This window comes from Pseudomonadota bacterium, from assembly GCA_008501635.1.
Classification (GTDB): Bacteria; Pseudomonadota; Gammaproteobacteria; order QQUJ01; family QQUJ01; genus QQUJ01.
The window spans coordinates 132876-145107 of record QQUJ01000030.1 but is presented as its reverse complement, the minus strand read 5'-3'; the positions used below and the strand labels follow the sequence as shown (position 1 = coordinate 145107).

The 12232-nt window shown below is 59.3% G+C and carries 9 protein-coding genes and 1 pseudogene; 5 read left to right on the top strand and 5 right to left on the bottom strand.

Annotated elements, in window-relative coordinates:
• The first annotated feature begins 79 nt into the window (after nt 1–79).
• Complete coding sequence (locus DWQ09_17940) at nt 80–1006, top strand: glutaminase (GenBank protein ID KAA3626108.1); 927 nt, start codon at nt 80–82, stop codon at nt 1004–1006.
• 109 nt (nt 1007–1115) lie between these two features.
• Here the strand turns inward: DWQ09_17940 and DWQ09_17935 are convergent.
• From DWQ09_17935 to DWQ09_17915, 5 genes and pseudogenes are all read right to left on the bottom strand, one after another.
• Nucleotides 1116–1355, bottom strand: a pseudogene (locus DWQ09_17935) (transposase).
• A gap of 75 nt (nt 1356–1430) precedes the next feature.
• Nucleotides 1431–1790 (bottom strand): hypothetical protein, encoded by a 360-nt coding sequence (locus DWQ09_17930; protein KAA3626107.1) that lies wholly within the window; start codon nt 1788–1790, stop codon nt 1431–1433.
• Nucleotides 1791–1918: 128 nt separating this feature from the next.
• The gene (locus tag DWQ09_17925) at nt 1919–3328 is read right to left on the bottom strand and encodes a PhoH family protein (GenBank protein ID KAA3626106.1); all 1410 of its coding nucleotides are present in this window, start codon (nt 3326–3328) and stop codon (nt 1919–1921) included.
• A gap of 78 nt (nt 3329–3406) precedes the next feature.
• Nucleotides 3407–3874 carry a peroxiredoxin gene (locus DWQ09_17920; GenBank protein ID KAA3626105.1) on the bottom strand — a complete coding sequence of 156 codons (468 nt, stop codon included), beginning with the start codon at nt 3872–3874 and terminating at the stop codon, nt 3407–3409.
• 53 nt (nt 3875–3927) lie between these two features.
• Nucleotides 3928–4458: a glycine cleavage system protein R gene (locus tag DWQ09_17915; protein ID KAA3626229.1), complete on the bottom strand. Its 531-nt coding sequence runs from the start codon at nt 4456–4458 to the stop codon at nt 3928–3930.
• Nucleotides 4459–4662: 204 nt separating this feature from the next.
• On the opposite strand from DWQ09_17915, the gene DWQ09_17910 reads away from it, so the two are divergent.
• The 4 genes from DWQ09_17910 to DWQ09_17895 all read left to right on the top strand — a co-directional run bounded on the left by DWQ09_17910 (nt 4663) and on the right by DWQ09_17895 (nt 11991).
• The gene (locus tag DWQ09_17910) at nt 4663–5538 is read left to right on the top strand and encodes a 4-hydroxy-tetrahydrodipicolinate synthase (protein ID KAA3626104.1); all 876 of its coding nucleotides are present in this window, start codon (nt 4663–4665) and stop codon (nt 5536–5538) included.
• On the top strand, nt 5535–6710 hold the full coding sequence (locus DWQ09_17905; GenBank protein KAA3626103.1) for an outer membrane protein assembly factor BamC: 1176 nt from the start codon (nt 5535–5537) through the stop codon (nt 6708–6710). Before DWQ09_17910 ends, DWQ09_17905 begins: the two co-directional genes overlap by 4 nt.
• A gap of 38 nt (nt 6711–6748) precedes the next feature.
• Entirely contained in the window at nt 6749–7507 is a 759-nt protein-coding gene (locus tag DWQ09_17900; protein ID KAA3626102.1) for an MBL fold metallo-hydrolase, read from the top strand.
• 584 nt (nt 7508–8091) lie between these two features.
• Entirely contained in the window at nt 8092–11991 is a 3900-nt protein-coding gene (locus DWQ09_17895; protein KAA3626101.1) for a phosphoribosylformylglycinamidine synthase, read from the top strand.
• Nucleotides 11992–12232 lie beyond the last annotated feature (241 nt).

The following is a 12232-nucleotide window of genomic DNA, read 5'->3' as shown; positions in this document are numbered from 1 at the left end:
CAACGTAAAGCGACTCAGAAGAAGATCACACAATGTGGGGAAAAAGAGCCCTGGCCCCTTAATCTGGACCACTAAATAGATGATTAATAACATAGACTATCAAAAGATTTTTCGTGAAATAGTGGCCGAATTTAAAGACACAGATGATTGCGGTGAGATTGCCACATACATTCCAGAATTGGGCAAGGTGGATCCAAATAAATTGGGCATTCATCTTACGACTGTACAGAAAATTCACTACACCTTTGGCGATGCAGATGAAAAGTTTTCGATTCAAAGTATCGCAAAAGTATTGTCTCTAACTTTAGCCTTAAAGATCATGGGAAAAGAATTGTGGAATCGCTTGGGTGTTGAGCCATCCGGTTCTGCTTTTAACTCGTTGGTCCAGTTAGAATATGAAAAAGGCATCCCCCGGAATCCATTCATCAATGCAGGCGCTATTGTTATTTGCGACATATTGGTTACTTGTCTGGATAAGCCAAAATTAAAATTACTGGAATTCATCAGAAAAACATCGGGTATCGCTAGTATTGACTATAACTCGCAAATAGCAGATTCCGAAAAACAAACTGGCTATAGAAACTATGCCCTGACTAATTTCATGAAGGATTTTGGGAATATTCACAATGATGTAGAACCTGTTTTGGATTTGTACTTCCATCTGTGCTCGATTGAGATGACCTGCAAAGAATTGTCTCAAGTTTTTTTATTCCTGGCTTCAGGCGGTGTAAATCCAATGTCAAATGAAGCTGTCATCAGTCCAAGTCGAACGAAACGTATAAATTCAATTATGCAGATGTGCGGATTTTATGACGAATCAGGCGAGTTCGCATTTAGAACGGGCTTGCCCGGCAAGAGCGGTGTTGGCGGGGGCATCGTCGCAATTCATCCAGGAAAATACAGTATTGCTGTTTGGAGCCCAAAGCTAAATGTGAACGGGAATTCTCATAAAGGAATGAAGGTGCTTGAAGCAGTAACTACAAGAACAAAGTCCTCCATATTTTAATCGAGAGGGAGTAATGGATGTACACAAGACCTAACGAGCGACAGGGCTGTCAATAGGCTCCCAGAAATGGACCCCGAAAATTGGACGGCGCGATAAGTGCGTCCTCAGTTCAAGCCGCCAGCCTGGCAGCGGTTTCGTAGTACACGCTGTCCGGCGTACGCCGGTCAAGCGATTGATGCCGCCTTTCCGAATTATAGAAAGCGAAGTACCGCCCCAGCGACGTGCGCGCATCGGCGATGCTGTCGTAGGCCTTCAGATACACCTCCTCATATTTCACACTACGCCACAGGCGCTCGACGAAGACGTTATCGACCCACCGGCCCTTGCCATCCATGCTGATGCGGATGCCACGCCGGCCATTCAGGCATCTGGGATGAATTTTGGCGAGGGAGAACAGGGATTGGGTGGCGGTGTAATAGAGCGGTCAGTCCGACATCAGCAGAATTGTCGCCGCTCCGTTGCTCCGATCGATTGTTACCAGCGCCTCGCTGTATTCGTTGAGCTCCGAGACCGGCGTCGGATCGTCGTCGCAGGCGCAACCGGTGAGGATGCTGAGGAAGTGGATACCGGCTTTCACGCGGACCGTCTCCGGTGTCTCCGAAACGTTCAGCACGATAACCTCGATGCCGTCATCGAGGACATAGTTTCCTTGCGCCAGGGCGTAACGCAACGACAGCACGTCGGAGCCGAGTTCAGCGACTTCATGTTTGAGCACCGTCTCGAAAGCCGAGCTGCCCAGCGCGGCGCGTGATTCCGGAAGTTCGACCAGCGCGGGTTTTATCATGTGATTACGGCGGTCGCGGTCAAACCTGCTGATATATATAGACTCATCATCCTATGAGCACCTTTACAATGACCTGTATTTCGTTGCTTTTCTCCGCGCACCTGGCGTTTCTGCGAGAGACCAGATTTCTATAACACCTCCGACGCATAATCCGCCAACCGCGAACGCTCGACACGCTGCAGTGTCACGTGCCCGCTGTGCGGCCAATGCTTGAAGCGGTCCACGGCGTACGTCAGGCCCGAGGTGGTTTCGGTCAGATAGGGCGTGTCGATCTGCGCGACGTTACCCAGGCAAACCATCTTGGTGCCGGGGCCGGCGCGTGTGATCAGCGCCTTCATCTGTTTCGGCGTCATGTTTTGCGCCTCGTCGAGGATGATGAATTTGTTGAGGAAGGTACGACCGCGCATGAAGTTAAGGGAGCGGATCTTGATACGGCTGCGCAGCAGATCCGCAGTCGCGGAACGTCCCCACTCGCCGCCGGATTCGCTTTTCGTCAGCACCTCAAGATTGTCCATCAACGCGCCCATCCACGGCGTCATCTTCTCCTCTTCGGTACCGGGAAGAAAACCGATGTCCTCACCCAACGGCACGGTGATGCGGGTGGTAATGATCTCCGCGTAGCGGTTTGATTCAAACGTCTGAGCGAGACCGGCGGCAAGTGCCAGCAGCGTCTTCCCGGTACCGGCAGCCCCGAGCAGCGATACGAAATCGATGTCGGGATCCATCAGCAGATTGATGGCGAAGTTCTGTTCACGGTTGCGCGCGTTGATACCCCATACCGAGTGTTGCGGCTGGCAGTAGTCGTCGATCACCTCGATGGTGGCGTTCTCGCTGCCTACATTGCGGACTATCGCCTCAAAGCGGCTCTCGTCATCGAGATAGAGAAACTGCGACGGGTGCCACGCGCTCACTTCGGGGCCGACGACACGGTAAAAACTGCGACCCGCTTCCTGCCACGACTCCAACGCTTTGGCATGGTTGTCCCAGAAGCCAGTCTCCAATGCGGCATAGCCCGTAAAGAGCAGATCGACATCTTCGAGCACCTGGTCGCTGCGGTAATCCTCGGCGGGCACGCCGAGCACAGAGGCCTTGATACGCAGGTTGATGTCCTTGGAGACCAGCACCACGATGTCGTTGTTGCGCACGGTTTGCAGAGCGAGCGCGGTGGCGAGGATCTCGTTGTCATGGCGGTGACCGGGCAGCGAATCGGGGAGTTGTGTGTCGAGTACCTGCGTCTGAAAAAAAAGTTTGCCCCGCTGCGCTTCGGTTTCACCGCTGTTGACGGTGGCGGGCAGAGGAAGGCCTCGATCGATGTCGTCCTTGCTGGCGTCGATCATCAATTCATCGAGGAAGCGGCTCACCTGCCGCACGTTGCGCGCCAATTCCGAGGTGCCGCGTTTATTGGCGTCCAGCTCTTCCAGTACCACCATCGGCAGAAACACGTCGTGCTCCTTGAACCGGAAGATCGCAGCGGGATCGTGCATCAAAACATTGGTGTCGAGTACGTACAGGCGTTTACCGGCAGCGCTTTTGATCATGCCTCACCGTTCATCAGCAGGTATGGGAAATAGGGTGCCCGGTCCGAATGGCGGGCCGATGGGTCGGCAGCGGTCAGATCACAACCCCTTTACCGCAGCCAGGACCTCATCCACGTGGCCATCGACTTTCACCTTGCGCCACTCGCGGCGCAGAATGCCTTTGGCGTCGATCAGAAAAGTGCTGCGCTCGATGCCGACGACCTCCCTGCCATACATCTTCTTTTTGCGGATCACGTCGTAGGCACGGCATAGAATCTCGTCCTGATCGGCGAGCAGATCGAACGGGAAGCTGTGTTTCGATCTGAAATTCTCGTGGGTTTTGAGGCTGTCGCGGCTGACGCCGAGGACCACGGTATTGAGTTTGTCAAAAGCCTTATGCTGGTCGCGGAAATCCTGGCCTTCACGCGTGCAGCCGGGCGTATTGTCCTTGGGATAGAAGTAGAGCACCACGTTCCTGCCCTTCAGAGCGGCGAGCGAGATCGTTTTGTCACCCGTGGCGGGGCGCTCGAATGGCGGAGCAGGTTTGCCGACGCTGGGTGCGGACATACGCAAGATCCTCGGGAATTGCTGGCCAATCTGCCAGTCTGGCCAGGACAGTATTACGATTTTACCGGTTCGATCACCGCATCGACGTTGAGTTCATCGCAGAAATCCAGAAACTCGTCGCGCAGGGCGGCGATCTGCAGTGCTGCGGGGATGTCGACGATCAATCGCACCGAGAACATCGGTGCTCCGGTGTGGGCGGCGGCGTAGCTGCTGGTGGTCATGTCTTCGATATTGATGTCACGCGACGAGAAGAAATGCGCCAGATTATAGACGATGCCCGGATGATCCAGAGACACCACATCCACCGCGTAGGGCATCAGATGGCGACGCGAGCGCCGTCCCTCGGTGCGTTTCGCCGACACGGTCAGGCCCAGTTCCGACCCGACCCGCTCCAGACTGTTTTCCACCTTGGCGATGTTGTTCCACTGGCCCGAAATCAGCAGCATCACCGCGAACTCCCCACCCAGCACGGCCATGCGGCTGTCTTCGATATTGCAGCCGCCATCCAGCACCACCTTCGCGAGGCGATCGACGATGCCGGAGCGGTCTTCACCGAGAGCCGAGATAACCAGGTAGTTGAGCATGCGGGCTTCCATCTTGTCGTAGGGTGTAGATCCTGTGGGTGAACGCCTTCTTGCAGCCAGGGCGGGTGGCGCCACCATGCGGCAAGTGTACCATCCCCCCCGCGGTGCGATAACAGCGCCGCGCCGGCTCGTTCCATGCTCCTTGTCATCATCAGGGTGGGTAAGTACCATGCCCTATTTCTGTTCCTTCGGGGAGAGTGAGCGATGTTTCAGGGGAGCATGGTGGCCATGGTCACGCCCATGCAGCCAGATGGGGCCGTGGACCACGAGGCCCTGGCGCGGCTGGTGGAGTTCCATGTGGAGAACGGCACCGACGCCATCGTCGCCGTGGGCACCACGGGCGAGTCGGCCACGCTGGACGAGGCTGAGCATCTCGATGTCATCCGCCGCATCGTGAAGCTGGCCAAAGGCCGTTTCCCCGTCATCGCCGGCACCGGCGCCAACTCCACCCACGAGGCGATCGAGTTGACGCAGGGAGCGATGGAAGCGGGTGCCGATGCGTGCCTGCTGGTCACACCCTACTACAATAAGCCGACCCAGGAAGGGTTGTATCAGCATTTCAAGGCGATCGCCGCGGCGGTCGCGATCCCGCAGATCCTCTACAACGTTCCCGGACGCACGGCGTGCGATATGCTGCCGGAGACCGTCGAGCGGCTCGCACCGATCCCTAATATCGTCGGCATCAAGGAGGCCACCGGTAATGTCGACCGGGCGCGCGAGATACTGCAGCGTTGCGGCGACCGTCTGGATGTCTACAGCGGCGACGACGCCACCGCCATGGAACTGATTCTGGCCGGCGGCAAAGGCGATATCTCGGTGACGGCCAACGTCGTGCCCAAGTCAATGCACGAGATGTGCGCTGTGGCATTACGCGGCGATCGGGCGGCGGCGGAGGCGATCAATAACCGCTTGGCGCTGCTGCACAAGAACCTGTTCCTGGAGTCGAACCCGATCCCGGTCAAATGGGCGCTCACTGAAATGGGCATGATCGCCCCGGGCATCCGTTTGCCGATGACACCCCTGGCAGAGCGGTTCCATGAACCGTTGCGCGAGGCGATGCGGGAGGCCGGAGCCCTGTGATAGCTTTTTTCCGCGCCAACCCGTTACGGCATCTCGCAATCAGTCTGATAATCCTCTCTTTTCTCCTGCAGCTGACCGGCTGTAGCGGGGAGGGCGGCTTTGTGCGCGAGCGCAAAGTGGACTATCGGCAGGCGCGTACCCTGGAGCGACTGGAAGTCCCCCCCGACCTCACCCAGGTTGAAGCCCGTGGCGGCGGGAGTCTGGCGCCGACCAGCGCGCTGGGTACCGCGACCTACTCCAGTTTCACCAGCGGCCAGGGTGACGAAACCAGCAAAGCCGGCGCCAGCCTGCTGCCGCGACCGGATTCACTTCGCGTCGAGCACGACGGTGGGCGTCGCTGGTTGGTCGTCGAGGGGGGGCCGGAGAAGATCTGGCCGGCAGTGCGGGAATTCTGGTTGCATCAGGGTTTCCTCATCAAACGCGAAGACCCGCGCCTGGGTATTATCGAGACCGAGTGGGCCGAGAACCGCGCCGATATCCCGCAAGGGGTCATCCGTCGCTGGCTGGGCAAGGTGTTCGATTTTGCCTATTCCGCGCCGACACGGGATAAATACCGCGTGCGTATGGAACGCGGCGCGGAGGGGAACACCACTGAGATTTTTCTCACCCATTGGGGGGTGAAGCAGGTCGTCGTTGGCGGTGGCCCCCTCAGTGACCCCGAGTCCACGGTGTGGGATTCCCGCCCCTCCGATCCCGAACTCGAAGCGGAGTTCCTCAATCGCCTGGTTGTCTATCTCGGCGTGGGAGAGGAACAGGCCTCGCAGCGCCTGGCAACTGCGCCGAAGGAGCCGCGTGCGCGTCTGGTGAGTGGTCCCGGCGGCGGTAATGTTCTCGACGTCGACGAACGCTATGCGCGTGCCTGGCGGCTGACCGGCATCGCGCTGGATCATCTTGGTTTCGTGGTAGAGGACCGTGATCAGCAACAGGGCACCTACCTGGTCCGCTCAGCGGAACCGCTGACGGAGCTGACCCAAAAGAAAGGATTTTTCGCCAATCTGGCGTTTTGGCGTGACGACGAGCAGAAATCGCTCGAAGAGGTCAGGTTCCGTGTTCTGTTGACCGAGGCAGGTGCGGGCACTCGGGTGAGCGTCAATCCAGAGAACGAGGCGACGCCCAGCACCGCGCAGGCAGCGGAGAAAATTCTTGCTCTTCTGGAGGAGCAGTTGCGCTGATCGATCGACACGGTTGGTGGTGGAGGTAATCGAGCACGATGCGCCTGGCTTCACTGGGCAGCGGCAGTCGGGGTAACGCCACGCTGATTGAGAGCGGTGCGATGTGCCTCCTCATCGATTGCGGGCTGTCGGTGAGCCGCGTGCAGTCCGGGCTGCGGCGTCTGGGCCGTACGCTGGATGATCTTACGGCGATCGTCGTGACCCACGAACACAGCGACCACATCGGTGGCGTCGAGCGCCTTGCCCGGCGGCTTGGGCTCACGGTATGGATGACGGCGGGTACAGCTTCGGCCTTTGGCGCCCGTCAGGGTGTCGATGTCACGCTCTTCTCCAGCCATCAGCCCTTCACCCACAACGGCGTTTCGATCCACCCCTTCCCCGTGCCGCACGACGCGCGCGAACCCACCCAGCTCGTGATCGACGATGGGCGTTGCCGATTCGGCGTGCTGACCGATCTGGGCAGTGTCACCCCGCATGTCGTCGAAATGCTGACGGCGTGCGATGCCTTGCTTCTGGAGTGCAACCATGACCCCGATCTGCTGATGCGCGGCGAGTACCCGGCGGCGCTCAAACGCCGTGTGGGGGGCGATTGGGGGCACCTCAGCAATCAGCAGGCGGCCGATCTGCTGGCGCGGCTCGATCATGCGCGGCTGCGCTGCGTGGTAGCCGCGCACCTTAGCGAAAAGAACAATCATCCCGATCTGGCCATCGCCGCGTTGCACGAAGTGTTGGGTGACATCGATCGGCTGCAGGTTGCCGATCAGGAGGCGGGGTTGGACTGGGTGGTGGTGGATTGATCTGGGTGACGGGCTTAAAAGGCTATTAACCACAAAGTACACGAAGTTCACGAAGTTTTGATGTCGAAAATCGGGCACCTTTCTGCCCTGGCGCAAATGTTTCCTTAGGCAGGGGTGCAAGGTCTCAATGCACTTCACTTTGTGTACTTTGTGGTTAGAAGAAGCGAATTGACGTCCTTATGGTTTAAGGCATCCCCCGCCCCCAGTATCATTACGCCTCTTTTCCTCCACCGTCCGACTGCCAGAGAATCCGATGCTGCGACTGCGTGCGCCGTGTTGCACGACGTGTTGGGCGATATCGATCGGCTGCGGGTTGCCGATCAGGGGGATGGACTATAAAAAGGCTATTAACCACAAAGTACACGAAGTTCACGACGTTTTGACGTCGAAAATCGGGCACCTTTCTGCCCTGGCGCAAATGTTTCCTTAGGCAGGGGTGCAAGGTCTCAATGCACTTCACTTTGTGTACTTCGTGTACTTTGTGGTTAGAAGAAGCGGATTGACGCCTTTATGGTTTAAGGCATCCCCCGCTTCCAGTATCATTACGCCTCTTTTCCTCCACCGTCCAACTGCCAGAGAATCCGATGCTGCGACTGCGTGGTAGCGCTGCCCTTTCACCGTTCCGACTCGAAAAGCTGTTCAATCAGCTGCGTTCGCGCGTGCCGGAAATCGCCCGCATCGCGGCGGAATTCGTGCACTTCGCCGAACTCGAGCAACGACTGGATCGCGCCGAGCTCAAAGTCCTCGAACGCCTGCTGGCCTACGGTCCCAGGAGTCAGCCCGTCGAGACCGAGGGACAGATGCGCCTGGTCGTGCCGCGCAAGGGGACCATCTCGCCGTGGTCGAGCAAGGCAACCGACATCGCCCACAATTGCGGTTTGGGTAAAATCCGGCGCCTGGAGCGAGGGATTATTTACTACCTCGGTACCCAGCGCGGCGAAGTCCTGACCGGTGCCAAGCTGGCGCTGGCCTCGGCGTTGTTACACGATCGAATGACCGAAACGGTGCTGAGCGATCTGGAGGACGCACAGGTGCTGTTCTCCCACGCGGAGCCGGCACCGGTGGCGAGTATCGATCTGCTGGGGGTCGGAGCCGCGGCACTGGTGCTGGCCAACGCGGAACTGGGTCTGGCGTTGTCGGAAGACGAGATCGATTATCTGGTGGAGAACTATCAGGCGCTGGGGCGCAATCCCACCGATGTCGAACTGATGATGTTCGCCCAGGCCAACTCCGAGCACTGCCGGCACAAGATCTTCAACGCCGACTGGATCGTGGATCACGAGCGCCAGAATCACACTCTGTTCGACATGATCCGCAATACCTATTCCAGCAACCCGGAGGGCGTGCTTTCGGCGTATAAAGACAACGCCGCGGTTATCGAGGGACACCGTACCGGCCGGTTCTATCCCGATTCCGCAACGGGAAGTTACCGGTACAGTGACGAAGACGTCCACATCCTGGTGAAGGTCGAGACGCATAATCACCCAACCGCCATCTCGCCGTTTGCGGGTGCCGCAACCGGTTCCGGTGGCGAGATCCGCGACGAAGGGGCTACCGGGCGCGGCTCCAAGCCCAAAGCGGGGCTGACCGGTTTTTCGGTCTCCAATCTGCGTATTCCGGGCTCCGAACAACCGTGGGAGGGGAGTTACGGTAAACCGGGACGTATCTCGAGTGCCCTGGAGATCATGCTGGAAGGACCCATCGGCAGCGCCGCGTTCAACAACGAGTTCGGGCGGCCCAATCTGTGCGGCTATTTCCGGACTTTCGAGGAAGAGGTGCAGGGACCGCGGGGTCCCGAGATGCGCGGCTACCACAAGCCGATCATGATCGCCGGCGGGTTAGGCAATATCCGCGCCGACCACGTCGCGAAAATGGAGATACCCCCGGGGACGCCGCTGATCGTGCTGGGCGGCCCGGCGATGTTGATCGGTCTGGGGGGCGGGGCAGCCTCCTCGGTTGCCAGCGGTACCAGTGCGGAAAATCTCGATTTCGCCTCGGTGCAGCGCGGCAATCCCGAGATTCAACGCCGCTGCCAGGAGGTGATCGACCGCTGCTGGGCGCTCGGCGGCGCCAATCCGATTCTTTCGATCCACGACGTGGGCGCGGGAGGGCTCTCCAACGCCCTGCCCGAACTGCTCAACGACAGCGCGCGCGGCGGGCGTATCGAACTGCGCACCGTGCCCAATGACGAACCGGGCATGTCACCCAAGGAGATCTGGTGCAACGAGGCGCAGGAGCGCTACGTGCTGGCCATCGACCGGGATCGACTGGCGGAGTTCGAGGCGATCAGTGAGCGCGAGCGCTGCCCCTATGCAGTGGTGGGCGAATCCACGGCAGAGCGCCAGCTGGTGGTTGGCGATGCCTACTTCGAAAACACCCCTATCGATATCCCCATGGAGGTACTGCTTGGTAAACCACCGAAGATGCTGCGCGATGTGCACCACCATCCCCACCCCAAATCCGAGTTCGAGACCACGGGTATCGATGTGGCCGAGGCGGCACGCCGGGTATTGCGCCTGCCGACCGTAGCGGACAAGAGTTTCCTGATCACCATTGGCGATCGCACCATCACCGGCCTGGTGGCGCGCGATCAGATGGTCGGCCCCTGGCAGGTACCGGTCGCCGATGTGGCGGTCACCACCAGCGGCTATCGGACCTACGCCGGAGAGGCCATGGCCATGGGCGAGCGCACGCCGATCGCCCTGGTGCATCCGGCGGCATCCGGACGCATGGCCATCGGCGAGGCCCTGACCAATATCGTTGCCGCTGATGTGGCGCGAATCTCGGACGTACGCCTCTCGGCGAACTGGATGGCCCCTGCCGGGCACCCCGGCGAGGACGCGGCGCTCTTTGACACCGTAAAAGCCGTGGGGATGGAGCTGTGTCCGGCGTTGGGGATCGTCATTCCGGTTGGCAAGGACTCCATGTCCATGAAAACGGTCTGGGAAGAGGGTGGTAAGGAAAAAGCGGTAACGGCACCGCTGTCGCTGATCGTTTCCGCTTTTGCCCCGGTGCAGGATGCCCGGCGCACGCTGACCCCGCAGTTGCGCACCGATCAGGGGGATACCGACCTCATCCTCATCGATCTCGGGCGCGGCAGCAATCGACTGGGGGGCTCGGCGTTGGCGCAGGTCTACAAGCAGGTGGGACACCACGCACCCGATCTGGATCATCCCCAGGCCGTCACCGCCTTTTTCCAGACGATACGCGAGCTGGCCCGGGAGCAATTGCTCCTGGCCTACCATGACCGCTCCGATGGGGGCCTCTTCGCCACACTCTGCGAGATGGCTTTCGCGGGACGGATCGGACTCGACGTGGAGCTGGATGATCTGGGCGATGATCCGGTAGCCGCCCTGTTTACCGAAGAGCTGGGGGCGGTGATTCAGGTGCGTCACAGCGACGCCGATACGGTCGTGAAATGGCTGCACGACAACGGCCTGGGCAAGTACAGTCATGTGATCGGCACACTGAACGACACGCACCGGATTTGCATTCGCCACGACCGCCGGGCGCTGATCGACGAGACGCGGCTGGATCTGCACCGGGTCTGGTCACAGACGACCTTCCAAATGCAGGCATTGCGCGACAATCCGCGCTGCGCCCAGCAGGAGTATGACCGGCTGTTGGACGACGACGATCCCGGATTGACCGCCAGCCTTGGTTTCGATCCCGATGACAATGTGGCGGCGCCCTTCATCGCGACCGGGGTCCGGCCACGTATCGCCATCCTGCGCGAGCAGGGGGTCAATGGTCAGATCGAGATGGCGGCGGCCTTCGATCGTGCCGGATTTCTCGCTGTCGATGTCCATATGAGCGACATCATCACCGGTCGTCACACCCTCGGAGAGTTTCACGGCATCGCGGCTTGCGGTGGGTTTTCCTACGGCGACGTCCTCGGCGCCGGTGAAGGATGGGCCAAGTCGATCCTCTTCAACAACCAGGCTCGTGACGAGTTCGCCGCCTTCTTTGCGCGTCCGGATACCTTCGGACTGGGTGTCTGCAACGGCTGTCAGATGCTTTCCAATCTTCATGAGCTGATTCCCGGCAGCGAGCTGTGGCCCCATTTCGTGCGCAACGAATCCGAGCAGTTTGAGGCCCGCCTTTCGCTGGTCGAGGTGCTCGATTCGCCGTCGCTGTTTCTCGCCGGCATGGCCGGTTCACGGCTGCCGATTGCCGTGGCCCACGGTGAGGGCAGGGCGGAATTCGCCTCTCTCCGGGGTGCCGAACGGGCGCTTGAGCAAAAACTGGTGGCACTGCGCTTTGTCGACAACCGGGGTCAGGCCACCGAGGTATATCCGGACAATCCCAATGGTTCGGTCGCGGGCATCACCGGCCTGACAACCGTCGACGGTCGTTTCACCATCATGATGCCGCATCCGGAGCGGGTGTTCCGCACAGTCCAATACTCCTGGCATCCGCCGGAGTGGGGCGAGGATGCCCCCTGGTTGCGGCTGTTCCGCAATGCCCGGGTCTATTTGGGATAGGCTCTGGCAACGCCGAAAAAGTGACGCTGAGCGGCAATCCTCCGTCTTTTTTTGCCACTTATGGCTGATTTGGTAAATATCGGCGGGGAGCAAAAATTACTAACTACTTGATAATTAAATAGAATAATAAACTGGCACGCACAATGCATAAGTTTGAAGCAGGAGAACCGTCACTATCTCGATTGCCTCTCGCTCCTCCTCTGCGCGACGGTTCTCCTGGATACCTTAGGGGTGCCTCGCG

What these genes read in the sequence shown, in the direction of transcription:
- DWQ09_17915 (KAA3626229.1), bottom strand. Translation starts at nt 4,458, where the DNA reads ATGCTCAACTACCTGGTTATCTCGGCTCTCGGTGAAGACCGCTCCGGC.
- DWQ09_17940 (KAA3626108.1), top strand. Translation starts at nt 80, where the DNA reads ATGATTAATAACATAGACTATCAAAAGATTTTTCGTGAAATAGTGGCC.
- DWQ09_17920 (KAA3626105.1), bottom strand. Translation starts at nt 3,874, where the DNA reads ATGTCCGCACCCAGCGTCGGCAAACCTGCTCCGCCATTCGAGCGCCCC.
- DWQ09_17910 (KAA3626104.1), top strand. Translation starts at nt 4,663, where the DNA reads ATGTTTCAGGGGAGCATGGTGGCCATGGTCACGCCCATGCAGCCAGAT.
- DWQ09_17930 (KAA3626107.1), bottom strand. Translation starts at nt 1,790, where the DNA reads ATGATAAAACCCGCGCTGGTCGAACTTCCGGAATCACGCGCCGCGCTG.
- DWQ09_17925 (KAA3626106.1), bottom strand. Translation starts at nt 3,328, where the DNA reads ATGATCAAAAGCGCTGCCGGTAAACGCCTGTACGTACTCGACACCAAT.
- DWQ09_17900 (KAA3626102.1), top strand. Translation starts at nt 6,749, where the DNA reads ATGCGCCTGGCTTCACTGGGCAGCGGCAGTCGGGGTAACGCCACGCTG.
- DWQ09_17895 (KAA3626101.1), top strand. Translation starts at nt 8,092, where the DNA reads ATGCTGCGACTGCGTGGTAGCGCTGCCCTTTCACCGTTCCGACTCGAA.